Source organism: Vreelandella jeotgali Hwa, from assembly GCF_000334215.1.
Taxonomy (GTDB): domain Bacteria; phylum Pseudomonadota; class Gammaproteobacteria; order Pseudomonadales; family Halomonadaceae; genus Vreelandella; species Vreelandella jeotgali.
The window spans coordinates 14,906-39,310 of record NZ_AMQY01000012.1; the positions used below are offsets into that span (position 1 = coordinate 14,906).

Annotated in this window: 18 protein-coding genes and 5 tRNA genes; 5 read left to right on the forward strand and 18 right to left on the reverse strand. The window is 61.2% G+C overall.

Translation table 11 applies throughout. The features are described 5' to 3' along the window. Window positions 1-7: 7 nt before the first annotated feature. Entirely contained in the window at window positions 8-1,081 is a 1,074-nt protein-coding gene (gene aroC / locus C793_RS0105400) for a chorismate synthase (protein WP_017429926.1), read from the forward strand. On the opposite strand, the gene lnt is transcribed toward aroC, so the two are convergent. The 5 genes from lnt to miaB form a co-directional block, all read right to left on the reverse strand. Continuing rightward, window positions 1,078-2,568 carry an apolipoprotein N-acyltransferase gene (gene lnt / locus C793_RS0105405; protein WP_017429927.1) on the reverse strand — a complete coding sequence of 497 codons (1,491 nt, stop codon included), beginning with the start codon at window positions 2,566-2,568 and terminating at the stop codon, window positions 1,078-1,080. The two genes, aroC and lnt, sit on opposite strands and share 4 nt — an antisense overlap. 43 nt (window positions 2,569-2,611) lie before the next feature. After that, window positions 2,612-3,490, reverse strand: a complete 879-nt coding sequence (locus tag C793_RS0105410; protein WP_026106127.1) for a CorC family transporter — start codon at window positions 3,488-3,490, stop codon at window positions 2,612-2,614. A 29-nt stretch (window positions 3,491-3,519) separates the two neighbouring features. Continuing rightward, window positions 3,520-4,011: an rRNA maturation RNase YbeY gene (gene ybeY, locus C793_RS0105415; RefSeq protein WP_017429929.1), complete on the reverse strand. Its 492-nt coding sequence runs from the start codon at window positions 4,009-4,011 to the stop codon at window positions 3,520-3,522. Beyond that, window positions 4,008-5,066, reverse strand: a complete 1,059-nt coding sequence (locus C793_RS0105420; protein WP_017429930.1) for a PhoH family protein — start codon at window positions 5,064-5,066, stop codon at window positions 4,008-4,010. The genes ybeY and C793_RS0105420 overlap by 4 nt, the downstream gene beginning before the upstream one ends. A 283-nt stretch (window positions 5,067-5,349) precedes the next feature. After that, a complete protein-coding gene (gene miaB / locus C793_RS0105425; protein WP_017429931.1) occupies window positions 5,350-6,693 on the reverse strand; it encodes a tRNA (N6-isopentenyl adenosine(37)-C2)-methylthiotransferase MiaB in 1,344 nt (447 codons plus the stop codon). A 207-nt stretch (window positions 6,694-6,900) separates the two neighbouring features. Here miaB and C793_RS0105430 point away from each other — a divergent pair. From C793_RS0105430 to C793_RS0105440, 3 genes are all read left to right on the forward strand, one after another. After that, window positions 6,901-6,976 (forward strand) — tRNA-Asn (locus C793_RS0105430). Window positions 6,977-7,001: 25 nt separating this feature from the next. Then, a tRNA-Asn gene (locus C793_RS0105435) sits at window positions 7,002-7,077 on the forward strand. 31 nt (window positions 7,078-7,108) lie between these two features. Beyond that, a tRNA-Asn gene (locus C793_RS0105440) sits at window positions 7,109-7,184 on the forward strand. Window positions 7,185-7,292: 108 nt separating this feature from the next. On the opposite strand, the gene C793_RS0105445 is transcribed toward C793_RS0105440, so the two are convergent. The 5 genes from C793_RS0105445 to C793_RS0105465 all read right to left on the reverse strand — a co-directional run bounded on the left by C793_RS0105445 (window position 7,293) and on the right by C793_RS0105465 (window position 17,430). Next, window positions 7,293-8,567 carry an ISL3 family transposase gene (locus C793_RS0105445; RefSeq protein ID WP_017429932.1) on the reverse strand — a complete coding sequence of 425 codons (1,275 nt, stop codon included), beginning with the start codon at window positions 8,565-8,567 and terminating at the stop codon, window positions 7,293-7,295. Further along, window positions 8,560-11,781, reverse strand: a complete 3,222-nt coding sequence (locus C793_RS0105450) for a type I restriction endonuclease subunit R (protein WP_017429933.1) — start codon at window positions 11,779-11,781, stop codon at window positions 8,560-8,562. The genes C793_RS0105445 and C793_RS0105450 overlap by 8 nt, the downstream gene beginning before the upstream one ends. Beyond that, window positions 11,778-13,013: a restriction endonuclease subunit S gene (locus tag C793_RS0105455; RefSeq protein ID WP_017429934.1), complete on the reverse strand. Its 1,236-nt coding sequence runs from the start codon at window positions 13,011-13,013 to the stop codon at window positions 11,778-11,780. Before C793_RS0105455 ends, C793_RS0105450 begins: the two co-directional genes overlap by 4 nt. Beyond that, window positions 13,010-15,034 (reverse strand): type I restriction-modification system subunit M, encoded by a 2,025-nt coding sequence (locus tag C793_RS0105460; protein WP_017429935.1) that lies wholly within the window; start codon window positions 15,032-15,034, stop codon window positions 13,010-13,012. Before C793_RS0105460 ends, C793_RS0105455 begins: the two co-directional genes overlap by 4 nt. Before the next feature lie 341 nt (window positions 15,035-15,375). Further along, window positions 15,376-17,430 (reverse strand): carboxy terminal-processing peptidase, encoded by a 2,055-nt coding sequence (locus tag C793_RS0105465; RefSeq protein WP_017429936.1) that lies wholly within the window; start codon window positions 17,428-17,430, stop codon window positions 15,376-15,378. A 140-nt stretch (window positions 17,431-17,570) separates the two neighbouring features. Between C793_RS0105465 and C793_RS0105470 the strand changes: the two genes are divergently transcribed. Further along, the gene (locus C793_RS0105470) at window positions 17,571-18,884 is read left to right on the forward strand and encodes a M18 family aminopeptidase (protein WP_017429937.1); all 1,314 of its coding nucleotides are present in this window, start codon (window positions 17,571-17,573) and stop codon (window positions 18,882-18,884) included. Between the two features lie 52 nt (window positions 18,885-18,936). Here the strand turns inward: C793_RS0105470 and C793_RS0105475 are convergent. The 8 genes from C793_RS0105475 to lolB all read right to left on the reverse strand — a co-directional run bounded on the left by C793_RS0105475 (window position 18,937) and on the right by lolB (window position 24,334). After that, window positions 18,937-19,013, reverse strand: a tRNA-Met gene (locus C793_RS0105475). 59 nt (window positions 19,014-19,072) lie between these two features. Further along, on the reverse strand, window positions 19,073-20,164 hold the full coding sequence (gene ychF / locus C793_RS0105480) for a redox-regulated ATPase YchF (protein ID WP_017429938.1): 1,092 nt from the start codon (window positions 20,162-20,164) through the stop codon (window positions 19,073-19,075). 66 nt (window positions 20,165-20,230) lie between these two features. Continuing rightward, on the reverse strand, window positions 20,231-20,812 hold the full coding sequence (pth, locus tag C793_RS0105485; protein ID WP_026106129.1) for an aminoacyl-tRNA hydrolase: 582 nt from the start codon (window positions 20,810-20,812) through the stop codon (window positions 20,231-20,233). A gap of 92 nt (window positions 20,813-20,904) precedes the next feature. Further along, complete coding sequence (locus C793_RS0105490; protein ID WP_017429940.1) at window positions 20,905-21,555, reverse strand: 50S ribosomal protein L25/general stress protein Ctc; 651 nt, start codon at window positions 21,553-21,555, stop codon at window positions 20,905-20,907. Window positions 21,556-21,668: 113 nt separating this feature from the next. Then, the gene (locus C793_RS0105495; protein WP_026106130.1) at window positions 21,669-22,610 is read right to left on the reverse strand and encodes a ribose-phosphate pyrophosphokinase; all 942 of its coding nucleotides are present in this window, start codon (window positions 22,608-22,610) and stop codon (window positions 21,669-21,671) included. A gap of 50 nt (window positions 22,611-22,660) precedes the next feature. Then, a tRNA-Gln gene (locus C793_RS0105500) sits at window positions 22,661-22,735 on the reverse strand. After that, complete coding sequence (gene ispE, locus C793_RS14065) at window positions 22,726-23,649, reverse strand: 4-(cytidine 5'-diphospho)-2-C-methyl-D-erythritol kinase (RefSeq protein ID WP_051038338.1); 924 nt, start codon at window positions 23,647-23,649, stop codon at window positions 22,726-22,728. Before ispE ends, C793_RS0105500 begins: the two co-directional genes overlap by 10 nt. 4 nt (window positions 23,650-23,653) lie before the next feature. Further along, window positions 23,654-24,334 (reverse strand): lipoprotein insertase outer membrane protein LolB, encoded by a 681-nt coding sequence (gene lolB / locus C793_RS0105510; RefSeq protein ID WP_026106131.1) that lies wholly within the window; start codon window positions 24,332-24,334, stop codon window positions 23,654-23,656. Window positions 24,335-24,405: the final 71 nt, after the last annotated feature.

The window sequence follows — 24,405 nt, forward strand, 5'->3', positions numbered from 1 at the left end:
AACGCCCATGTCAGGCAATACCTTTGGCAAACTGTTTAGCGTCACTACCTTTGGCGAGAGCCACGGCGAAGCGCTGGGCGCGATAGTGGACGGCTGCCCGCCGGGGCTGGCGCTGTGCGAAGCCGATCTCCAGCGCGATCTGGACCGCCGCCGCCCGGGCAGCTCGCGCCATACCACCCAGCGAAAGGAAGCCGACCGGGTGCGGATTCTGTCCGGCGTGTTCGAGGGGGAAACCACCGGCACGCCCATCGGGCTGCTGATCGAAAATACCGACCAGCGCTCGAAGGACTATTCGAAAATCAAGGATCAGTTCCGCCCGGCCCACGCCGACTATACCTACCACCACAAGTACGGCCGTCGGGACTATCGCGGCGGCGGGCGCTCGAGCGCTCGGGAAACCGCCATGCGCGTGGCCGCCGGCGCCATTGCCAAGCAGTACCTGGCCGCCCGCGGCGTTGGCGTGCGCGGCTACATGAGCCGGCTGGGGCCGCTGGCGATGGACTTCAAAGGCTGGGAAGCGGTGGAACACAACGCGTTTTTCTGCCCGGATGCCGAGCGCGTGCCCGAGCTCGAAGCCTATATGGATCAGCTGCGCCGGGATCAGGACTCCGTGGGCGCGGAAGTGACCGTGATTGCCGAGGGCGTGCCGGCGGGGCTGGGCGAGCCGGTGTTTGACCGCCTCGATGCGGATATAGCCCACGCGCTGATGGGCATCAACGCCGTGAAAGGCGTCGAAATGGGGGCGGGCTTTGCCGCGGTGAGCCAGCGCGGCAGCGAACATCGCGACGAGATGACGCCGGCAGACGGCTTTCTATCCAATAACGCCGGCGGCGTCCTCGGCGGTATTTCCAGCGGCCAGCCGGTGGTGGCGCGGCTGGCGCTCAAGCCCACGTCCAGCATTACCACGCCGGGACGTTCGGTTGATGTCCACGGCGAGGCGGTCGAGGTGGTTACCAAAGGCCGCCACGATCCCTGCGTGGGCATCCGCGCCACGCCCATCGCCGAGGCGATGATGGCGTTGACGCTGATGGACCACTGGCTGCGCCAGCGCGGCCAGAACGGCGGCGTTGGCCAGCGTTAAACCGCTGACCGGCGGCGTATCAGCCCCGGCAGCAGCATTCCCCCGGCCAGTAGCCAGGTGGGCCAGCTGCCCAGCCGGGTAAAGGGCGTAACGCCCTGCATGGCGTAAAATTCGCCGTTGAGCGTTGCGGTTTCAAACTGCGGCGCTCGAGCCTGGATATCCCCCTGCGGATTGATGATCGCGGTAATGCCGTTGCTGGTGGCGCGCAGCACGTAGCGGCCGTTTTCCCGGGCGCGCAACCGCGCCATCTGCAGGTGCTGGTGGGGGCCGATGGAGCCGCCGAACCAGGTATCGTTGGAGACGGTGATCAGCGCATCGCTGGTGCGGGCGCGCCGCGCAACCAGCTGCGGATAAATGATTTCGTAGCAGATGGCGTTGCCCAGTGCCACGCCGGCCGCCTGCATGGGCGGCTGCTTGCCGTCGCCCGAGGCAAAGGCCGACATGGGCAGGTCAAAGAAGTCGATGGCGCCGCGGAGTACGCTTTCCAGCGGGATATATTCGCCGAACGGCACCAGGTGTTCCTTGCGGTAGCTGCCTTCCACGTCGCCGGTGCCGATCACGCTATTGAAGTATTGCCCGGCCGCGTTGCGCTGGACGATACCGGTGACCAGCGCGGTGTCCCCGGGCAGGTTGCTCTGCACCCGGGACAGCACCCGGCGGGCGTTGTCTTCGGTCATGGGCAGCGCGGTTTCCGGCCACAGGATCAGGTCCGCGTCGTCTGCCACCTGCCGGGTCAGGCGGGCGTAGGTGTTGGCCGCGTTGCGCTGCCCTTCGGCTGTCCACTTGGTCAGCTGGGAGAGGTTGCCCTGGAGCAGTGCCACCCGGGTCGGCGTGTCGCTTGCCGGCTCTGTCCACTGCCCGGGCAGGGCCAGCGGCGCCAGCCAGATAGCCGCGAGCGGCGCCAGCGTCCAGATCCGGCGGCAGAGCAGCAGCTCGGCCAGCAGAGTGCCGCTCAGCGCCACCAGCAGCGAGAGCAGGTAAACGCCGCCCACCGGCGCCCAGCCGGCGAGCGGCGAGTCTATCTGGCCCGTGCCCAGCAGCAGCCAGGGAAAGCCGGTAAAGAGATAGGTGCGCAGCACTTCGCCGAGTACCCAGACGCCGGCAAAGGACAAAAATGCCCCTCGGGGCGTGGTCAAACGGCGGTAAAGCCAGAAGGTGGCAGCGAAAAACAGCGCGAGGACGGCGACGAACAGCGCCGTGAGGGACACCGCCAGGGGGACGCCGGTGTAGCCGTAGTCGTGAATCGAAACGTAGACCCAGGATGTGCCGCTGGCGAAGAGCCCGACGCCGTAGACCCAGCCTTTCAGCGCCGCCTGCCGGGGCGTCAGCCGGTGCAGGCCAACGTACATCAGACCCGCTGCCAGAGGTCCCAGCCACCAGAGGCCGAACGGTGAGGCGGTCAGAGTGGTGAAACCGCCGGCGATCAGCGCGGCGAGCAGTTGCCCCCACAGCGGCTTTGCCGCGAGGGCCGGAAACAATCCCGTCATCAGGTAGTCCTTGCAAGGGCAGGCGCCGCACGGCGGCGAGTCGTCAGTGGCTATCCCCGGGCTGGCTGTCTTCGTCCTGGCGGACATCCAGCAGGCGGATGCGGCGGTTATCGGCGTTGAGCACGGTAAAGTGCCAGCCGCCCAGCCGGGTCTGCTCGCCGCGCCGGGGCAGGTGGCCGAACCGGCGCATCAGCAGCCCGCCCAGAGTGTCGAACTCGTCGTCGGCAAAGGTCGTGGCAAAGCGCTCGTTGAAGTCGTCGATCGACGTCAGCGCGCGCACGGCAAAGCCGCCGTCGTCGAGCGAGCGAATATCCTCGTCGCCGTCCGAGTCGTGCTCGTCCTCGATGTCGCCGACGATCTGTTCGAGAATATCCTCGATGGTAATAATGCCCGCCGTGCCGCCGTATTCATCCACGACCACGGCCATGTGGTTGTGGGTGTCGCGGAATTCCTTGAGCAGGCTGTTGAGCCGCTTGGACTCGGGAATGAACATGGCCGGGCGCAGCACGCTGTCGAGGGTGAAAACTTCCCGCTGCTGGCGCGACTGCAGCAGCAGCGGCAGCAGATCCTTGACCAGCAGAATCCCCTTGACGTCGTCGATGTTGTCGCCGATCACCGGGTAGCGCGAGTGGCCGGTTTCCTGGATCAGCGGCAGGTAGCCATCGCTGGTCTGGTCGAGGGTGATCGCCACGACCCGGGAGCGCGGGATGAGAATTTCGCGTACCTGCTTGTCGCTGATATGCAGCGCGCCCTCGATAATCGTCAGGGCATCCTGGTCGAGTTTCAGCCGCCCGGTACTGTCACGCAAAAAGGCCATGAGCTCATCGCGTGAATTCAGGTCCTCGCTGTCGCCGGAAAAAGCGCCAAAGAGTTTGTCCATCCAGTTTCTGGCAGGCGGCGTGCTCGATCGGTCATCGCTCATGCGGGGGTCTCTTGTTGTCTCGCGTCACGTTAACCGCCGGAAGCGTAGGGATCGCTGATACCGAACCCGGCCAGGATGTCACGCTCCAGCTGTTCCATGTTGTCGGCTTCATCGTCCTCGATGTGATCATACCCGAGTAAGTGCAGGGTGCCATGTACCACCATGTGGGCATAATGCTCGTCGAGCGCCTTGCGCTGGTGGCAGGCCTCGTCGTTGACCACCGCGTGACAGATCACCAGATCGCCGAGTAGCTCCAGGGGTATCCCCGGGGGCGCCTCGAACGGGAACGACAGCACGTTGGTGGACTTGTCCCGGCCGCGATAGTCGCGGTTGAGCGTTTGGCTCTCGTCCGGGGTCACAAAGCGCACCGTCAGCTCGGCTCCGGCCTGAGACGGGTGGCGGGCGAGCACGCCGTCAACCCAGCGTTCAAGCGCCGCCTGAGACGGCAGGGCCTCGGCCTCCACGGCGACCTGGCGATCAATAATGGCGCCGTGCGGCGCCTGGTGGTCGGGCGGGGTCATGACGGGCGCGCCCCGGGACGGGACTCGCGTTCCTGTTGGCGCTGTTGGTGACGCTGCTGTTCTTCGGCTTCCCTGGCCGATTCAAAGGCGTCGTACGCCTCGATAATCCGCTGCACCAGCGGGTGGCGCACCACGTCCCGGGCTTCAAAGCGGGTTTCGCCGATCCCCGGCGTGCCCTTGAGCACGTCGAGCACCTGAAGCAGCCCGGAACGTTGGCCCCGGGGCAGGTCAATCTGGGTCACGTCGCCGGTAATCACCGCGGTGGAGCCAAAGCCGATGCGGGTCAGAAACATCTTCATCTGCTCGGGCGTGGTGTTCTGGCTTTCATCGAGAATAATATAGGCGTTATTAAGCGTGCGCCCGCGCATATAGGCGAGCGGGGCAATCTCGATAATCTGGCGTTCGATGAGCTTGGCGACCTGCTCGAAGCCGATCATTTCATACAGCGCATCGTAGAGCGGGCGCAGGTAGGGGTCGATCTTCTGCGCCAGATCACCGGGCAGAAAGCCCAGCTTCTCGCCAGCTTCCACCGCCGGGCGGACCAGCAGAATACGCCGCACTTCCTGCTGGTTGAGCGCTTCCACGGCGGCGGCCACCGCCAGGTAGGTTTTCCCCGTGCCCGCCGGGCCGATACCGAAGTTGATATCGTGCTCGCGCACGCTGGCCACGTAGCGCTGCTGGTTGGGTCCGCGCGGCTTGATCATGGTGCGCGGGGTGCGGATAACCACGCCCTCGGCGGGGGCCTCGTTTTCCTCCTCGGCAAGCGCTTCCAGACCGGATTCCTGCAGGAAGAGGTGCACCGTATCGGCTTCCAGATCCCGGGACTCGGTTTCGCGGTAGAGGTGCTCCAGCACGTTGGCGCCGGCCTTGATGCGGTTGGCCGGGCCGGCCAGCTGAAAGACGTTGCCGCGGTTACGCAGGGTAATGTCCAGGCGGCTTTCAATCAGCTTGAGGTGTTCATCCTGCTGGCCACAAAGACTGGCGAGCCGCTGGGGATCGTTGGGTTCAAGGCTGAGGGAGATGATGCGATGGGCCTGAGATGATGGCTGGCTCAAAAGGGGAAAACTCGTCGGTTGATGGGTTCGCCCCCAGCTTAATGCCCCGGACGGTATCGGGGCAATTGCCGGGGGCTGCTGACAAGGGTGCAGCCCGGATTTATCGACGTTGGCGATGACCAGGGAGCCGGGGACAGATCGGCGAGGGAGCGCTATCAATCCCTCCCTGGACGCTATCTACGCCATCCCTGGCGGTAGCCCCTCTCTTCGACCTGTCCCCGGCTCAAACCGAGTCATTGCGGTTAAATGCTATAGCGCCTGAATATGCTTGAGCCCGCCGGGATCAGAAGCGCTCGGCCGAGGCCAGCTCGCCGCGCAGCGAGTTGGGCAGCGCTTCGAGAATATCCACGTCGACGAAGTAGCCGATCAGCTCGGTAGGGTTGGCGGCGCGGAAGTTGACCACACGGTTGTTCTCGGTGCGCCCGGAGAGCTTGCCTGGGTCCTTGGGCGAGAAGCCCGAGACCAGAATGCGCTGGGTGGAGCCGACCATGCGCCGGCTGATCTGCCCCGCCTGCTGGAGCACGCGCTGCTGCAGAATCGCCAGCCGCTCCTTTTTGACGCTTTCCGGCGTTTCGTCTTCCAGCGAGGCCGCCGGCGTGCCCGGACGGGCAGAGTAGACAAAGCTGAAGGAGTGGTCGAAGCCGATACGGCCGATCAGGTCCATGGTGTCGGTGAAATCCTGCTCGGTTTCGCCGGGAAAGCCGATAATAAAGTCCGACGAGAAGCTGATGTCCGGGCGGTTGGCACGGATACGCTCCATCTTGTCGACGTATTCTTCCGCCGTGTGGCCGCGCTTCATGGCCGCCAGGATATTGTCGGAGCCGGACTGCACGGGCAGGTGCAGGTGGCTGACCAGCTCGGGAATCTCGGCAAAGGCATCGATCAGGCTGTCGCTGAATTCCACCGGGTGCGAGGTGGTAAAGCGGATGCGGTCAATGCCCTCGACCGCGGCAACGCTGGCGATCAGCTCGGCCAGGTCGATCTCGTCGCCCAGGTCGTCTTCGCCGCGGTAGGCGTTGACGTTCTGCCCCAGCAGGTTGACTTCGCGCACGCCCTGGTCGGCCAGGTGCATGACCTCATCCATTACCGCATCGAAGGGCCGCGAGACCTCTTCGCCGCGGGTATAGGGCACCACGCAAAAGCTGCAGTACTTGGAGCAGCCTTCCATGATCGAGACAAACGCCGTGGCGCCGTCGGCGTGGGGCTGGGGCAGGTGGTCGAACTTCTCGATTTCGGGGAAGGTCACGTCCACCGCGGCGATCTGGTTGTCGCGGTGCTTGTCGAGCATGCCGGGGACCCGGTGCAGGGTCTGGGGGCCGAATACCATGTCGACCTGGGGCGCGCGCTTGCGCAGCGCCTCGCCTTCCTGGCTGGCCACGCAGCCGCCCACGCCAATGACCAGGTCAGGGTTGGCCTGCTTGAGCTTCTTCCAGCGGCCCAGCTGGTGAAACACCTTTTCCTGGGCCTTTTCCCGGATCGAACAGGTGTTGAGCAGAATGACATCGGCATCCTGCTCGTCGTCGGTGAGTTCCAGCCGGTGCGACTCGCCGAGCATGTCGGCCATGCGCGCCGAGTCGTACTCGTTCATTTGGCAGCCGTGCGTTTTGATGAAAAGCTTTTTCGCCATCGGTACCTGGGGTCGCTGTGTATCGTCGGGGACGATGTGTCGTCAGGGGGACGAGCATCGAACGGGACGAGATGAATGGTGACGCGGCCATACCGCGTGTAGTGACAGGGCATTATACGGACAGGCCCGGGACTCTGCCAGCATCGCGCCAAAACGTACTTGACCCGCCTGGCGTTATCCGTATACTACGCAGCGTGTTTCGGCAGATCCCCGATAGCTCAGTTGGTAGAGCAAATGACTGTTAATCATTGGGTCACAGGTTCGAGTCCTGTTCGGGGAGCCAGACACGGCGTTTGTACGCGCATGCTTCCCCGATAGCTCAGTTGGTAGAGCAAATGACTGTTAATCATTGGGTCGCAGGTTCGAGTCCTGCTCGGGGAGCCAGTCACAGCCTGCAAGCGTTCCCCCTCTCGCTTCCCCGATAGCTCAGTTGGTAGAGCAAATGACTGTTAATCATTGGGTCACAGGTTCGAGTCCTGTTCGGGGAGCCAGCGGATTTTCCTCTTGTTCCGCTTGAAACATCTACCCTGCTTATAACACTCTGTTTTAAAGGCTATGTGCAATAAGTGGTTGTAACACTCATTACAAACCGTCCGCAATTATTCCCCATTTTCATCCGCCAAGGTTGGAATGTAGGGGCCATACTCCACATGTTTCTGCGGCGTGGTGGTTGAATCTGGCAGCACTGATCCTCTGCCAACCTTTCTTGCATGATCTGCATAGAGTGCCCGAGCGCGGATCATGTCGTAGCTGTATCCTCGCCCCAATCGGTTCGCCATTTTGACGATCCCGTTCAGACCTTCTGTGTAGGCATTCGTGATTCTTGCCGGCGCATCCCAATAGGCAAAGATGTCGGAATAGTGGTTATGGACTGTGCGCGCCAGGGCATGAAACCTGGGCCATTTGCTTTCCGGCAGCGTGTTTTCCCATGCCTCGAATGCCTGCATGGCGGACGCTTTATCAGGCTCGTCATATATCTGGTAGAACAGTTCCTTGAAGTCGTATGCCTCGGCAAGTGCTGGCATGTTCTGGCGTAACAGCGCCATGTCCTGCTGTTCATCCACAGTCAACGCGTGTGGTCGTTTGAGGGTGAGCCAGCGGAGCGACTTCTTCAATCTCAGGCGCTCCTTGCGACCGAGCTGCGCCTGATGTTGCTTGCGCTCATGCTCAAGCGCCTCTGACGCCATTTTGACCACATGAAACTTGTCGATAACTAGCTTGGCATTGGGCAAGTAAGGCCCAAAAGACCGCTTGAAGGGGCGCCACATGTCGGTACACACCCACTCCACGTTCTCGCTGTCGGGCAGCTTCCGGAAAAACGGCTTCATATGATTTTGCGTTCGCTTTTCCAGCATGTCGTAAATGCTGTTGGTGGCCAGATTGGTAATGATGCAACGGTAGCTGCCCGCCAGATTCAACTCATCAATGCCCATGATGACAGGCGTTTCATACCGCACTGTGGTATCCAGTTCGTCGATCAAATCCTGCGCGATGTTCTTGACCGTATTGACGGCCAGCCCGGTTTCGTCTGCCAAACCATGAAAGGTGCGCGAGAGACAGCGTTCACGGATGGCCCCTACCAGACGCTTTGTGACCCGGCGTTTCTCGTCGAGGAACGCCAACTCCGGCATGAGCGTCTTGCCACAGTCCGCGCAGCGGTAGCGCGGCCGGTCGATTTTCAGCCGGACGGGCATCATCTGTTGCGGCGTATCCGCAAACATGATTTGTCGATGGCCATGGCGGTAAAGCGTATTGCCACATGAGGGGCAGGCCGGCGGCTGCGCGGCATCGACTTGTGCATCAATAATAATGACGCCTTCGTCGTATTGCAGGTCAACAGGTTGGACGCCGGGCAGATTCAGTAAATCAAGCATCCCGGTCGTCCAGATCGATGTCTTCCCCTTTGGCCAGCAGGTCATATACCAAGTTGGTCAAGGCAGTCATCGCCTGCGTATCCGATTTGAGCAGTTGTGTGGCCAAGTCCTGGTGGGAGTTCAAAGCACGTACAACACCCTGTTGTACCGTGCTCGACAGATTCCCTTTCAATGCTTGCTCGCGCGTGTTGTTTTCCACCTGGGCCATGACGACATCGTTTTCCCTGGAGATGCCCGCAATTTGATTGACGAAAGTAGCCCGGTCTTTAATCGGCGTGGCCTCGCCGAAAATTCGATTAAGGCGGTCAATGATCTCTTGCAGGTAATTTGCCTTGTCAGCCCGGCCACCACCGCCAGCACCGCCTGGCTGCAATACAGGTGCCTCGTCATCATCTTCGCCGGCGTCTTCCTTGTCCTTGATGTCGAACCCAGTCAACACCAAACCGGATAGGTCGATGGTTTCGGGCGGCACGTCGTCGAGTCGCTTGGCAAGCAACTTGGCAAAGGCTGCGAAGTTCTCCAGCTCCGGGTCGCCGAAGTCGATCAACTGGGCGACATAGGCATACGTTCGGCCAAACCGGGATAATCCTTTCTTGAACGTCATCAAATTGGCGACCTGCTCGGCATACTCATTACGCTGGTGATCGGCGGATTTCATGCCTGCGTCGTCGCCGCTGTGATGCGCCTTTTCATAGGCATCTTCCCACGTCGCCACCGCGTCACGCAGCATTTTCAACTGTTCATTGAAAAGTCGTGTGGGTCGTTCCGTCGCCGCATACATGGCTTTGTGTTGCGGTTCACTGGCCGATGTGATGTCTCGCAGCGTCTTGAAGCGCGCCTGCTTGAAGGCGTCGAGGTCGGATTCGTCGTACAGATCGTGGTCATCGAGCTGCTTGGCGATGTCGTACACGACATTGAGGTCTTGCACCTGTTCGATCTCGGCACCGTCGTCGTACTTGGCAAACGCTGCCCGCACGCTTTCCGGTTCGTTCACGAAATCAATGACGAAGGTTTCGTCCTTGCCGGGCGCGGTACGATTCAGTCGTGACAGTGTTTGCACGATCTCGACATCGTTGGCGATCTTCTTGTCCACGTACATCGCAACCAGCTTCGGCTGGTCGAAGCCGGTCTGGAACTTGTCGGCCACCAGCATGACCCGATACTCGGGCCGCTCGAACGCGTTACGCAAATCCTGGCCGGCCACGGCCGGGTTCAGGTTATTTTCGTTGAACTCGGCGTCTGCATCTATGGCCAACGATCCGTCGTCCTCGGCATGTTGAAGCTGCCTGCCGGTCAACTTGCCGGAAATCGCCACCAGGGAATGAATATGCCGGTGTTCGGAGTGCCCTTCGATGTACTTGTCGAAGTGCATCTTGTAACGCACCGCAGCGGCTCGGGAGCTGGTCACGACCATGGCCTTGGCTTTGCCATCCAGCCGGTGGGCCACGTTGCGGCTGAAATGCTCGATGATGAACTGCACCTTCTGCGCAATGATGGTCGGGTGCAGGTCGATCCACTGCGCCAATGCCCGACGAGCCGCCTTGTTGCCGACACGTTTGCTGTCCAGCAACTGCGTGGACAGGTTCACGGCGGTTTCGTAAGGGGTATAGCCGGTCAGCACATCCAGGATGAAGCCTTCCTCGATGGCCTGACGCATGGGGTAGCGATGAAACGACACCGGCAGATTATCGTCACTGGCGCGGCGACCATCCTGCGTGCGTCCGAACAGCATCATCGTCGAGTGCTTGGGCGTGGCCGTGAAAGCGAAATAGCTGATGTTGTCGGGCCGGTGCCGGGCTTGTTGCAAGCGTTCCAGCAACTGCTCCACGTCCATGTTGGCCATGTCGTCCTGGCTGGACAACGACAAAGCAGCTTGCAGCTTGGCGGCGTCCGTACCGGTCTGCGAGTTGTGCGCCTCGTCGATGATGACCGCGAAACGGCTGTCCTTGAGCCGGTCATCCGTGACCATGGCTTCCATCGCATACGGGAAGGTTTGCAGCGTCACGACCACAATCGGCGTGCCTTGGGTCAGGGCCTTCGCCAGTTTCTTGCTCTTGGATTCGCTACCCTTGCTGCGATCAATCGCGGCAATCATGCCGGATTGGTGGTCAATCTGTTTGACCGCATCCTGGAGCTGGCTGTCGAGCACCGTGCGGTCGGTGACGATGACCACGCTGTTGAACTTCGGGGTGCCATCGTCGTGCCGCAGCTTGACTAGATCATGCGCCGTCCAGGCAATCGTGCTGGTCTTGCCGGAACCGGCGCTGTGTTCGCACAGGTAATTCATACCTGCGCCGTTGACATCGGCGTCGGCGATCATCTTGTTGACGGCATCCCACTGGTGGAAGCGTGGGAAGATGAGCGTTTCCTTCTTCTTCCAATTGCCTTTCAGGTCAACAACGTCCTTTTTCTCCAGATACACGAAGCTGTGAAAGACACGCAGCCAGGCATCCCGTTGGCAAACCTGTTCCCAGAAATAGGCCACCGGGTACTCGCCATCGTCACGGGCCGGGTTCCCGGCATGGCCGTCGTTGCCCTGATTGAACGGCAGGAAGGTGGTATTGGCTCCATCCAGTTTCGTGGTCATTTGAATGTCCGACTCGGACACCGCGAAATGCACTACTGCGCCGCGCTGGAAGGTCAGCAGCGGTTCGACCCGCTTGGTCTTGGGGTCTTGGGGTAGCCGGTCTTCCTTGTACTGCTGAACCGCCGCATCCGCGGACTGCGTGAAGTCGGTCTTGACCTCGACTGTGGCCACCGGCAGGCCGTTGATAAAGAACACCAGGTCGATGGCCAGGTTGCGGGGCGGGTGGTATTGAAGCTGGGGCACCACCCGCAGGATATTGGCCTCATACCGGTGCAACACGTCCTCATTGCGCTTGTCCTCGGGCGCCGCTTCGGATAAGTCAATGTGGCCACAACCGGCGATCTTGAAGCCTCGGCGCAACGTCTGCACTGTGCTGGTGTTCTTCTGATCCAGATGTTGGGCCAGACGCGACATGAGCGCGCCTTGCGGGCTGTCCGGGTAGTCCTCGCACAGTTTGTCCCACTTGTCCGGCTGGGTCGCCTTGAGCCAGGCCATCAGGTCGGCTGGATAGAGGGCGGTTTCGGTGTCGTACTCGGACGTGGTGCCGACCTTCCAGCCTTGCTGTTCGAGCTGGCTGACGATGTAGTTCTCGAAGTGCTTTTCCCGGTGGGCGGTGTCGCCGTTCATACGGCCTCCGTTTGTTGGTCGCGCACGTCAATCTTGCCGGTGACGGCAGCGGTTATCAGGGCCGAGCGTTTTTCTTTGAGTAATCGAATAGATCGTTTTTCTAGCTCTTTGAAGCGATATTCCATTTCTACCAATCGGGCGATTTCGTTTTGTAATGCCATCGGCGGGATGGGGATTCTTTTCTTCGCCAGATCGTCGATGTTTAATGGGCGGTTCCTCCCTGCCGACCCGTGGGAGCAATCGTCGAGAAGAAAATGCCCCTCATGCGAAGTGAAGTACGCCCATAAATATCGCGTGTTAAGAATATCGGGCTTTCCGCGATATACATGGTAGCGATGGGACACAATGCAGCCATCTTCATTTGAAGTAACCAATGCTACGGCTCCTTCCCAAGCGAATTGTCCACTTAAAATTAAATCGTCTTTTTCAACCCAAAGGAATGAGGATGATCCAAGCTCATCGCCTGCTGCTTCGGGCTTCTGGAATATGCCCCGTCCCCAGTTATAAAGCCCGAGACGTATATAGGACTGGTCATCGACTCGGCAAACAGGCCTGTCAATGCGAACCACATTCCACTGGATCCGATCGCGATATGTTTCGGGGTGAACATGTGCTTTGTGAACCAACGCCTGGCGCTTTTCCTTGAGCAGTTCGATGAAGCGGGTTTTCTTTTCGATCAGGGTGTCGATGCGGGTGGTTTCGCGGTCAATCTCGTTTGCGATCCTGATCTGCTCATTCTTAGAGGGAACAAGAATGGGAAATACTCGAAAATGATCGGGGTCTAAATCCCATTGTCCAACTCTGATCCCCTTTGAAATCGAAATGTATCCAGCGATGTAAGGAAGGCTTCTCAATAAATAGTGTGCGTATTTGCCATACATGCCGCCGACTGGCTCATATACGAAATATGCTGGGCTAACGATACCGCGTATTTCACTGACAGCGATTGATCCCTGCCAAGTCTTCATTTTGTTCGTCACCAAAAAACCCGGCTTTATAAGCTGATACGGAGACAGGTCTAATGAAGCTCTATTCCGGTTATCATCTCGCGAGTGTTTGAATACAACTCCATGATCGCGGTAGACAGACAATAGCGTTTCTTCCGCGTACCCGGTCAATTTTATCGGGCTATACAAAGTCCAAAATGGTTTTATGTCCCACTCCTCGGGGATTGAATCAACCAACTCAACCCCGGAATCCTTGTACTCGGGATACGCCTTGTAACGACTCATTCCGTCACCTCCGCCAGTAGATCGGCAATCTCGCCTTCTACTTTGTCCAAATCGGCGTCGATTTCCTCCAGCGATCTCGGCGGCACGTACTGGTAGAAGTAGCGGTTGAAGTTGATCTCGTAGCCCACGCGGCCTGTCTTTTCGTCGCGTTTGTCCGTGTAGGATTCGTCAATCCACGCATCAGGCACATGAGGTAGCACTTCGCGGGCGAAGTAGTCCTCGATGGCCTCGTCCAGCGGCACGTTTTCGTAGTCCGTCAGGTCGCTGTCGGACAGGACGTCGCCTTTGCTGTCGGTGACCGGCGTGCCACCGGGGTCACGCACACCGAATGCCTTGCGCATGGCGTTGATGAACGGTTTGGTTGCCTTGACCGAACCTGTGGCGACGGCGCTTTCCGTGGCCTTGGCAAATTCCTCGGCCCAGCCGTAGCGGTACGTTTTGCCCAGATGTTCCAACAAAACGCTGTGCCATGTATCCTGTTGATCTTCGGGCAGCTTCTGCCACTGCTTGTTTTGCGTCAAGGCGTCCAACCCGGACTCCGTAATTTCCAGGTGCATCCGCAGCGGGCGCAGCACCTTGATCCGGCGATAGCCGAAGTGCTGGTAGTCGTAGACGCGGCTGTGTTCGCCTTCCTCGAAGGCCGCGTGGATGTCGGCAATGGTGCGCATTTGTTCGCTGCTGATCCGGCGACGCTTGTTGCCTTCGTTTTTCATCGGCACCCACTGGTCGGTGGCGTCGATCAACTGCACCTTGCCTTGGCGAGATTCGGCCTTCTTGGTTGTCAGAATCCACAGATAGGTGCCGATCCCGGTGCGGAAGAACAGCTCTGTCGGCAGCGCCACAATGGCCTCGACAAGATCGTTTTCCAGCAGGTAGCGCCGGATTTCGGATTCACCAGAGTTGGCGCCACCATTGAACAATGGGGAACCCGACAGCACGATGGCCGCTCGGCCACCGCCGTTCTCGGGTGTTTCTAGCTTGTCGGCCAGGTGCATGAGAAACAGCATCGAGCCGTCGCTGACCGACGGCAGACCCGGCCCGAAGCGCCCGGCGTAGCCTTTCTCATCGTGTTCGGATGTGACTGCTTCCTTGTCCTTGTCCCATTTCTTGCCGAACGGCGGATTAGCCAAGCCATAGTGGAATTTTTGGCCGGCGTAGGCATCGCGGGACAGCGTGCTCGACGGCCCGGCGATGTTCTGGCTCAAATCCCGGCTGGGATCGGACGGGTGCTGGCGCAGCAGCATGCTGGTCAGGGCAACGGCATGGGTTTCCGGTTCCAGCTCCTGACCGTGCGGTATCAGTACCGGCGGCACCTTCTCTGTGTTGCCGTAGTCGGCCACATACGCCATGGCATCGGACAAGAAACCGCCCGTGCCACAAGTGGGATCGTACAACGTGCGAATCAAACCGGGCTTGGCCTCAAACAACTCTGCATCAGGATCGAGCACCAAAGTTGTCGCTAGATGCACCACGTCACGCGGCGTCATGAAATCCTCAGCGCCTTCGTTGACTTCGGCGCCAAAGCGACGAATCAAGTGCTCGTACAGGGTGCTCATCACCCGATCCGGCACGGCCTCCGGATGCAAGTCGATGTTGGCGAAGTTCTGCGTGATTCGGTAAAGCAGATTGGCCTTGTCCAGTCGAACAAGCGTGTTGCTGAAATCGAACTGCTCGAAGATTACACGGGCGTTTTCCGAGAACCGAGCAACGTAGTCCTGGAGATTCTGCCGGGTCTTGGTGCTGCCCAACGTGGCCAGCGAATAGTTGGAGGTGTTGTAGAACGGATACTGGCTGGTTTGTCGCAGGATCAGATCGGTGTCGATGCCACTGTCCTTATGCTCGGCGTATTTCTCACGCACTTGCTTTCGGGTCGGTTCCAGGACACATTCCAAACGCCGAAGCAGTGTAAACGGCAAGATGATCTTGCCGAAGTCGGTGTGTTTGAAATCCCCCCACAGGTCGTCAGCGTTTTTCCAGCACTCGGCTGCCAGTGAGGCGCCAAAACTCTTCCCGTTTGCCATGCAGTTCTCCAACCGGTTATTGCACGGCACAGCCTAGCACACTGCTATAGCTTCAACCATATATTGCACATGACGGACATATTGAGCGAAAGCGAGCGCTCTAGATGTTCAACCGGATATTGCACATAGCCGTTTTAAACGCCTGCTTTTGTGTCTGGCGTCTGCTTTTGTGTTCGTCGTGCCTTCCTGCTGCTGGCCGAGCGCGCCGACGACCGAGGCGGCTGTTCCTGTGCGCGACTGAATGCGCTGCCTGAGTGCGCGGCATGAAAAAGCCCCGCCGGGGCGGGGCGTAGTATGCCGGCGAGTTGTGCTGTGCCGGCGTGGCGTTGCCCGTCAGCGGGTCAGTCGTTGGCCAGGCGGATGTCGTCCGCCATGCCGGCGTAGTCGAGCAGAATCCTGACGGCTTCGATCACCTGGGCGCGTTCCGCGGGCATGGCGTCGTCATCGCTGTCTTCCCGGGCGTCGATCCAATCCTCCAGCTCGTCCATGCCCAGCGCCCGGCGGCGCTGGTTTTCCAGCGAGAGTTGCTCGGCTTCCTGGGCCTGCATTTCCTTCTGCCGCTGTTCGCGGTTGAGGCTGACGCTGGTGTGCTGCTCGCGCAGCTTGCGGGCCAGTTTGGACTGGCGCTCAAGGTAGCGGAAGTTGGGGTTGCTATCGGCGCGTTCGGCGTGGCGTTTTTTCAGCTTCGGCAGCGAGGCGTCCGGGTTGCCGTAGCGGCGGTATTGCACGTCGCTGACGGTATCCCAGGCCAGGGCGTTGTCCAGGCTGCTTTCGCCGATACGCTCGGGGTCGGTCAGGCCGGGGAAGGTGATATCCGGCGTGACACCACGGTTCTGGGTGCTTTCTCCGGAAATCCGGTAGAACTTGGCCCGGGTCAGCTTGAGCTCGCCGTGGCTGAGCTCGTCGAGGGTTTGCACCGTGCCCTTGCCAAAGGTGCCGGAACCGAGAATCAGGCCGCGGCCGTAATCCTGGATGGCGCCGGCAAAAATCTCCGATGCCGAGGCGGAAAGGCGGTTGACCAGCACGGCAAGCGGGCCGTCATAGAGGGTGCCGGCGTCGCTGTCGCCGTACAGTTGGATGCGGCTCTGGGCATCGCGCACCTGCACGGTGGGTCCGCGGTCGATAAACAGACCGATCAGCGAGTTGGCTTCCTGGAGGGCGCCGCCGCCGTTATTGCGCAGGTCGAGCATGATGCCGTCGACATCCTGCTGTTTGAGCTTTTTGATTTCATCGGCCACGTCGCGGGTGGTGCTGCGATAGTCGTCCTCGCCGGCCTGCCAGGCGTCAAAGTCCACGTAGAAGGTGGGCACGGTGATAACGCCCATTTGGTGGGTGTCGCCGTCGCGCTCGACCTCGATGACCTCGCTGCTGGCGGCCTGGTCTTCCAGGTCCACGGTATCGCGGGTGATGGTAACGACGTGGGAGCGGGTGGTATCCACCGCCTGGGCGGGGATCACTTCCAGCCGGACGTCAGAGCCCTTGGGGCCGCGAATCAGATCGACGACGTTATCCAGGCGCATGCCGATGACGTTGGTCATGTCTTCGTTGTCTTCCTGGCCCACGGCGATGATGCGGTCGGCAGGCTTGAGAACCCCGGCACGCTCGGCCGGGCCGCCGGGCACCAGGCTGGCGACCTTGACGTATTCGCCGTCGGCCTGGAGCAGCGCCCCGATGCCTTCCAGCGAGAGACTCATCTGGATGTCGAACGACTCGCCCTGGCTGGGCGACAGGTAGGCAGTGTGCGGCTCAATGCTGCCGGTGACCGCCGACATGAAAAGGCCGAAGACGTCTTCCGGCTCGGTCTGTTCCAGACGCGACAGCTGGCCTTCGTAGCGCTGGCGCAGGGTGTCTTCTACCTGTTCCTGATCCTGGTCGGTCAGCGCCAGCGTCAGCGCATCGTTTTGCAGGCGTTTTTGCCAGAGCGTGTCGAGTGCCTCTTCGCTGCGGGCAAAGGCAGAGTCTTCGCGGTCCAGGGCGAGCCGTTGATGGCTGTCGAAGCTGAAATCCAGCCCGCTGTCCAGGCGGTCGAGCAGCCACTCCAGGCGTGCCTTGCGCCGCTGGGTGGCGCGTTCGTGCAGGGCAAAGACCTCGTCCAGCTCGCCGTTTTCCAGCACCCGGTCGAGTTCGCTACGCAGGTGGTTGAACGGTTTGATGTCGGCCTGTAGCAGGTAGGCACGCTGACCGTCTAGAATATCCAGATAGCGATCAAAGGTGTCTTTGGACCACGCCGCGTCAAAGGTGACGTCGGCATAGTGCCCGTAGCGTAGCGAGTCCGCGATTTCCACGGCGGCTTGACGCTGTTTATCGGTCGATTCCAGCGCCAGGGCCGCCGGGCCGGTCAGTACCAGCACAAGGGTAAGGACGACCAGACGCGAAAGGGTGGCAAACCAGCTCATCAATCAAGCTCTCCCGGGGTTAGGTAGACTCATGCCCTTGCACGGCAAGCGGCAGAGGTGTCGCGTGAACCGAACAGGCATTGTAGCAGGTCGCCTGCCTCGCCGAGACTCCAACATCGATTCCTCTCAGGGAGATTATCATGTCCGAAGGCCGCGATGCCGATGCCATTAGCCGTCTGCAGGATTTTCTGCGTGATTCCCCCACGCCGTGGCACGCCACCCGCAACATGGCCGCGCGGCTGGAAAGCGCCGGCTTTCAGCGGCTGGAAGAAATCCGCGACTGGGCGTTGACGCCGGGCGGGCGCTACTACGTGACGCGCAACGACTCCTCGATCATTGCCTTCCAGCTGCCGGCTGCCTCGCTGGCATCGCTGCGCATGATCGGCGCGCATACCGACAGTCCCGGCCTGCACGTCAAGCCCAACGCCACCGAGCACGCCGCCGGCTGGCTGCAGCTGGGCGTGCAGGTCTACGGCGGCGCGCTGCTGGCGCCGTGGTTTGACCGTGATCTGGGGCTGGCCGGGCGCGTCCACGTACGCCACGCCGACGGTCGTCTGGAAAGCCGGCTGATGAACGTCGATCGGCCCGTGGCGACTATTCCCAACCTGGCCATTCATCTTGATCGTGAGGCCAACAAGGGGCGGGCGATCAACCCGCAGACGCAAATGGCGCCGGTGCTGATGCAAGGCGAGAGCGCCACACTGACGTCGCTGGTGCAGACCTGGCTGGCCCGGGAGCACGGCCTGAAAGACGTTGAGGTGGTGGATTTCGAACTGGCGTTCTATGACGTTCAGCCGCCCGCGCTGGTCGGCGTTGAACAGGAGCTGGTGGCCAGCGCGCGCCTGGATAATTTGCTGTCGTGCTTCATGGGCGTGGAAGCCCTGCTCGAGTGTGACGGCGAGCAGGGGGCCCTGCTGGTAGCCAACGACCACGAAGAAGTCGGCAGCGCCAGCGCCTGCGGCGCCCAGGGGCCGTTTCTGGGAGACGTGTTGCGGCGTCTCAACGAACAGGTGGGCGGCGGTACCGAAGCGTCGTTGATCCAGCTGATCCAGTCATCGTGCATGATCTCCTGCGATAACGCCCACGCGCTGCATCCCAACTTCATGGACAAGCACGATGCCAACCACGGCCCGGCCATCAACCAGGGGCCGGTGATCAAGATCAACGCCAGCCAGCGCTACGCCACCAACAGCGCCACCGGCGCGTTGTTCCGCGATGTCTGCCGCGACGCCGATGTGCCGGTGCAAGCGTTTGTCACCCGCGCCGACATGGGCTGTGGCAGCACCATCGGGCCGATCACCGCCACCGAGGTGGGCGTACCCACGCTCGACGTCGGCGTGCCCCAGTGGGCCATGCACTCCATCCGCGAAACCGCCGGCGCCCGGGATATCCACCATCTGACCCGGGCGCTGCGGACATTTCTCGATCGGCCGTCGCTTTCGCTGACTCGCTGATCGCCCACGCAAAAAAGCCCGCTCAAGGGCGGGCTTTTTTCGGTAATCGGGTTGGTAGCTACGCCCTGATTCGAACAGGGGACCCCATCATTATGAGTGATGTGCTCTAACCAACTGAGCTACGTAGCCATTCAACGGAGGCGGATGCTACCCGGCGGGGGTAGCAACGTCAAGTATGCTGTACTGGCTTAGACGTTGAAACGGAAGTGGATGACGTCGCCGTCCTTGACGATGTAGTCCTTGCCTTCCAGGCGCCACTTGCCGGCATCCTTGGCACCCTGCTCGCCGTTCAGGCTGACAAAGTCGTTGTAGGCAACCACTTCAGCGCGAATAAAGCCCTTCTGGAAGTCCGAGTGAATGACGCCTGCGGCTTCCGGCGCCGATGCGCCTTCGCGTACCGTCCAGGCGCGGACCTCCTTGACCCCGGCGGTGAAGTAGGTCTGCAGGCCCAGCAGTCCGTAGCCGGCGCGGATCACGCGGTCGAGGCCCGGCTCCTCCATGCCCATTTCGTCGAGGAACATGGCGCGTTCCTCATCGTCGAGCTCGGCCACTTCGGCTTCGATCTGGTTGCAGACGGGTACCACGACCGCGCCTTCCTCGGCGGCAATCTCGTTGACCACGTCGAGATAGGGATTATTGTCGAAGCCGTCTTCGTTGACGTTGGCGATGTACATGGTGGGCTTCAGCGTCAAAAAGCCGAAGCTCTTGACCTGATGCTGCTCCTCGTCATCCAGCCCGGCGCTGCGCAGCGGCTGACCCTCGGCCAGGTGTGGCTGGACCCTGTCCAACACAGCCTTGGTGGCCACGGCATCCTTGTCGCCGCCTTTCACCGCGCGTGCCAGCCGCTGGATGGCTTTTTCCACGGTATCCAGATCGGCCAGCGCCAGTTCCATGTTGATGATTTCGATATCGGCGCGAGGGTCGACCTGGTTGGAGACGTGAATCACGTTATCGTTGTCAAAGCAGCGCACAACGTGGGCGATCGCCTGGGTCTCGCGGATATTGGCGAGAAACTTGTTGCCCAGCCCCTCGCCCCTGGAAGCGCCGGCCACCAGCCCGGCAATATCGACAAACTCCATGGTGGTCGGCAGCACCTTCTCCGGCTTGACGATGGCCGAGAGCGCGTCCAGCCGGGGGTCGGGCATGGGCACAATGCCGACGTTGGGCTCGATGGTGCAGAAGGGGAAGTTTTCGGCGTCGATGCCTGTCTTGGTCAGCGCGTTGAAAAGCGTGGACTTGCCGACGTTGGGCAGGCCGACAATACCGCAGTTGAAACCCATAACGATGATTCCTGAAAACTGATGTGAAGTGCGACGCGGGCCAGGACGGTGCCGGTCAGGGGCGCGTCATTTTAAGCTGTGCAGCCGGTTCATGGCCTGAGCCCAGTCGCCGCCGACGGCAAGCGGCAGGGTAGTCAGACAGGCGTCCAGCGCCGTGTCGATGGCGGACTGCTCGGTCTTGCCCGGCCGGTTGAGGACGTAGTTGACGACCCGGTTGGCATCCCCGGGGTGGCCAATGCCGATGCGCAGGCGGTGAAAATCCTTGCGGTTGCCCAGCGCGCTGACGGTGTCGCGCAGACCGTTGTGGCCGCCGTGGCCGCCGCCGGTCTTGTAGCGCGCCTGGCCGGCGGGCAGGTCAAGCTCGTCGTGGGCGACCAGCAGCTGGTCGGGGCTGAGCTTGAAGAATTGGCACAGGGCCGCCACCGACGCGCCGCTACGATTCATGAAGGTGGTGGGGTTGAGCAGGTGCAGTTCGACGCCGCCCAGCCGGGTTTTGGCATGGAGGCCGAAAAACTTCTTTTCCGGGCGCAGCTCGGTATGCATGTCCCGCGCCACCGCGTCGACCAGCCAGGCACCGGCGTTGTGTCGCGTGGCGGCGTATTTGGGCCCGGGGTTGCCCAGGCCGATAAGCGCCATAACCTGGCTCATTTTGTCACCTCCAAAAAAAATCAAGCGCCGGAGCGCTTGATCGTAACATGGTGCGGGCCGTGCGAGGGCACGGCCCGCGGGAGCATGCCGGGTTACTCGGCGCTGTTGTCTTCGCCTTCGCCGGCGTCTTCGGCGTCGTCATCGTCCTTGTCACTGCCGCGAACCTTCTGCTTGGCAATGTTGACGACGGCGGCGTTGTGATCCTCGCCGTGGGACAGCTCAACCGAGCGAACGCCCTGCGGCATACGGATATCGGACAGGTGCAGCGTGGTACCCACTTCCACGTTGGCAATGTCGATTTCCAGATAGTCCGGCAGATCTTTGGGCAGCGAGTAGACCTGGACTTCAACGGCCAGAGCATGGAGCTCGCCGTCCTGGTCCTTGATGCCCACGCACTGATCTTCACCGACGACGTGCAGCGGCACATTGATGGTGATTTCCTGATTGGCGTCTACGCGCATGAAATCCGCGTGGGTCACCAGCGGCTTGAAGGGGTGGCGCTGCAGGTCACGCACGACAACCTGCTCTTTGGTGCCTTCGATGTTGAGATCAACCACCGAGGAGAAGAAGGCCTCGTCTTCAATCGCCTTGTAGAAAACGGTCTTTTCCACGGCGATGGACTGCGGGGCCTTGTCGCCGCCGTAAACCACGGCGGGAATCTGTTCGTTTGCACGACGCAGGCGGCGGCTCGCACCTTTCCCCAGGTCGGAACGAACGCTGGCGTTAAGGATAAAATCGGACATGAAATGTGCCTCTTGGGTTAAAGTCGGAAAGCGCCGCCGCCCGCGACCAGGCAACGGCGCTTTCAAAAGCGGCAGGGGCGCCGGGAGCGCTTGTCCGCTACGGGGTCAGGCAATCAGTGAAACATTGCGCTGACGGATTCTTCGTTGCTGACACGGCGGATCGCTTCGGCGATCAGGCCGGCCACGCTCAGCTGGCGGATGCGCCCGCTGCGGCGTGCGGTTTCGGACAGCGGGATCGTATCGGCCACGACGACTTCGTCGAGAACCGAGCCGGTAATGTTGTCGACCGCCGGGCCGGAGAGAATCGCATGGGTGGCGTAGGCCACGACATTGGTGGCGCCGCGCTCCTTCAGCGCTTCGCCGGCCTTGCACAGGGTGCCGGCGGTATCGATCATGTCGTCGACCACCACGCAGGTGCGGTCCTGGATGTCGCCGATGATGTGCATCACCTGCGCCTGATTGGCCTGGGGGCGACGCTTGTCGATGATGGCAAGGTCCACGTTCAGCGCCTTGGCAATGGCCCGGGCGCGCACCACGCCGCCCACATCGGGAGACACGACGACGAGATCGCGATAGTTCTGGCGCTCGATATCGTCGAGGAGGATCGGCGAGCCGTAGACGTTGTCGACCGGCACGTCGAAGAATCCCTGGATCTGGTCGGCGTGCAGGTCCATGGTCATGACCCGGTCAACACCGGCCTTGACCATCATGTCGGCGACTACCTTGGCGGAAATCGGCACGCGCGATGAGCGCACCCGGCGATCCTGGCGGGCATAGCCGAAATACGGCAGAACGGCGGTAATGCGCGCTGCCGACGCCCGACGCAGGGCGTCAACCATCAGGATCATCTCCATCAGGTTTTCATTGGTCGGGGCACAGGTGGACTGGAGGATGAAGACATCCTTGCCGCGTACGTTTTCGTTGATTTCGACTGCGGTCTCACCGTCGCTGAACTGACCAACCGTGGCATTGCCCATGCGGCTGTCCAGACTATCGGCAATCTTGTGAGCGAGCTCGGGATTGGCGTTCCCGGCGAAAACCATCAATTTTGACACGCGCAGCCACCTTTGCAGTGTTGGTAAATCCGGGTTTTTCTACCGTTGGCTGGCTGGGGTAGCAGGATTCGAACCTGCGCATACCGATACCAAAAACCGGTGCCTTACCACTTGGCTATACCCCAAAAGAGCTTCCAGCATTAACGGGAGGCGTCTGGCCGCCCGGAGCATCGTGGAGAGGAGAGACGTTACGCCCTTGAGCGATCCATACTGCACCGTATTGGCCGGCCATCCGCGCGACGCGCCCGGCTTCCTGTCGGCCCCGGGGTGTTCCCTCGAAGGCGGCGAAGACGCAGGCGCCCGTGCCGGTGAGCCGGACGGGGGCAAAACGGGCAAGAAAGCTCAAGGCTCTGGCGATCGGCGGGTACTGTGCCTTGACCACGGCTTCGCAGTCATTACGCCATGCAGTCGCTCCCCCCTGCAGTGCGCGCGCCATACTAATGCGCGGGGTATGGCGTGTCAATTGCGGATCGCCAAACACCCCGGGCGTCGACACGCTCACACCGGGGTGAACGATCACGAACCAGGGGATATCCAGAGTCACCGGCGTGAGCTTTTCACCGACACCCTCGGCCCAGGCGCTGTGGCCTTTGACAAAAACCGGAACGTCGGCGCCCAGCGTCAGTCCGAGCGCCGTCAGCTTGGCGGGAGACAGCCCGAGCTGCCAGAGCGAATTGAGCCCGACCAGTACCGTGGCCGCGTTGGAACTGCCGCCGCCCAGGCCGCCGCCCTGGGGCAGGTGCTTGTCAATGTGGATGCCAGCGCCGCAGCCCGCAGCGGCCGGTACGCGGCTTTTCAGCAGCCGGGCGGCGCGCAGCGCCAGATTGTCGTCGTCGGCCACTCCGTCAAGGGCGTTGTCCAGCTGCAGTTTGCTGTCCTGGCGCGAGGTCAGGGTGATCGAATCGCTCAGGTCGACAAACTGGAAGAGAGTTTGCAACTCGTGATAGCCGTCGGCGCGGCGGCCGATAATATGCAGCATTCGGTTCAGCTTGGCCGGTGCGGGCAGCTTCAGGGTCGCGGGAAGCCGGGAGTCGGTCATGGGATCAATCGCCGGTCTGCGGGGCGTCGGGATCGGGCTGCCAGCGATTGACCACCAGAATCACCCGCATGTCGTCGTAAGTCAGCGTTAACTTGCGCGGCAGCCATAGAGTGTCTTCTTCACGACCGGCTTTTGCTTTACGGCTGACGTTGACCCAGTCGCGGTAATCGATCGTCCAGCCGTTTTGCGCCAGGTGGGCAGGGAAGCCGAAGGCATCGGTTTCCAGACGGTAGCTGTCGTCTTCGCCGGGCAGGCCGCGTACCCAGGAGGGCAGGTCGCGCACCGGCAGCGACCAGCCCAGCTGATCGTTCATCAGCGCCTCGGGGGTTTCGGCCTCAAAGCGGCCGTCGCCGTTGGTTAGTGAGAAACGCCCCTCGCGCCCCTTGAGAACGGTGCGGCCGCTGCCAAAGGGCCCGCTGACCAGCATACGGAAATAGTGGGGAAACTGGTTCCAGTCGAGGTTGGCGCTATGGCGTTCGTCGCTGGTGCGCAATGAAGCCTTGCCCACCAGCGACCAGCGTTGCAGATCCTCGAGCGTGGTTTGCTGATCGTCCCAGTCGCCGCGCTGGCGACCGTCGCTGTCCATTGGAGTTTGGCTGGCACAGCCGGCGAGCAGCGCCAGCGAGGCCAGGCCGGAAAGAAAGAGCATTTTCAGCCCCGGGCGTGGGGAAGCAAGTCGTTGCATGATGGGTTCCAGGACTCAATACGGTATTTAGTGTTGATGGTGATCTTGGCTGTGCGGTGTCGTGAATGGAT

What these genes read in the sequence shown, in the direction of transcription:
- C793_RS0105450 (WP_017429933.1), bottom strand. Translation starts at nt 11,781, where the DNA reads ATGAACGGCGACACCGCCCACCGGGAAAAGCACTTCGAGAACTACATC.
- C793_RS0105410 (WP_026106127.1), bottom strand. Translation starts at nt 3,490, where the DNA reads ATGAGCGATGACCGATCGAGCACGCCGCCTGCCAGAAACTGGATGGAC.
- C793_RS0105460 (WP_017429935.1), bottom strand. Translation starts at nt 15,034, where the DNA reads ATGGCAAACGGGAAGAGTTTTGGCGCCTCACTGGCAGCCGAGTGCTGG.
- ychF (WP_017429938.1), bottom strand. Translation starts at nt 20,164, where the DNA reads ATGGGTTTCAACTGCGGTATTGTCGGCCTGCCCAACGTCGGCAAGTCC.
- ybeY (WP_017429929.1), bottom strand. Translation starts at nt 4,011, where the DNA reads ATGACCCCGCCCGACCACCAGGCGCCGCACGGCGCCATTATTGATCGC.
- C793_RS0105445 (WP_017429932.1), bottom strand. Translation starts at nt 8,567, where the DNA reads ATGCTTGATTTACTGAATCTGCCCGGCGTCCAACCTGTTGACCTGCAA.
- C793_RS0105470 (WP_017429937.1), top strand. Translation starts at nt 17,571, where the DNA reads ATGTCCGAAGGCCGCGATGCCGATGCCATTAGCCGTCTGCAGGATTTT.
- lolB (WP_026106131.1), bottom strand. Translation starts at nt 24,334, where the DNA reads ATGCAACGACTTGCTTCCCCACGCCCGGGGCTGAAAATGCTCTTTCTT.
- ispE (WP_051038338.1), bottom strand. Translation starts at nt 23,649, where the DNA reads ATGACCGACTCCCGGCTTCCCGCGACCCTGAAGCTGCCCGCACCGGCC.
- C793_RS0105490 (WP_017429940.1), bottom strand. Translation starts at nt 21,555, where the DNA reads ATGTCCGATTTTATCCTTAACGCCAGCGTTCGTTCCGACCTGGGGAAA.
- miaB (WP_017429931.1), bottom strand. Translation starts at nt 6,693, where the DNA reads ATGGCGAAAAAGCTTTTCATCAAAACGCACGGCTGCCAAATGAACGAG.
- C793_RS0105455 (WP_017429934.1), bottom strand. Translation starts at nt 13,013, where the DNA reads ATGAGTCGTTACAAGGCGTATCCCGAGTACAAGGATTCCGGGGTTGAG.
- pth (WP_026106129.1), bottom strand. Translation starts at nt 20,812, where the DNA reads ATGAGCCAGGTTATGGCGCTTATCGGCCTGGGCAACCCCGGGCCCAAA.
- lnt (WP_017429927.1), bottom strand. Translation starts at nt 2,568, where the DNA reads ATGACGGGATTGTTTCCGGCCCTCGCGGCAAAGCCGCTGTGGGGGCAA.
- aroC (WP_017429926.1), top strand. Translation starts at nt 8, where the DNA reads ATGTCAGGCAATACCTTTGGCAAACTGTTTAGCGTCACTACCTTTGGC.
- C793_RS0105465 (WP_017429936.1), bottom strand. Translation starts at nt 17,430, where the DNA reads ATGAGCTGGTTTGCCACCCTTTCGCGTCTGGTCGTCCTTACCCTTGTG.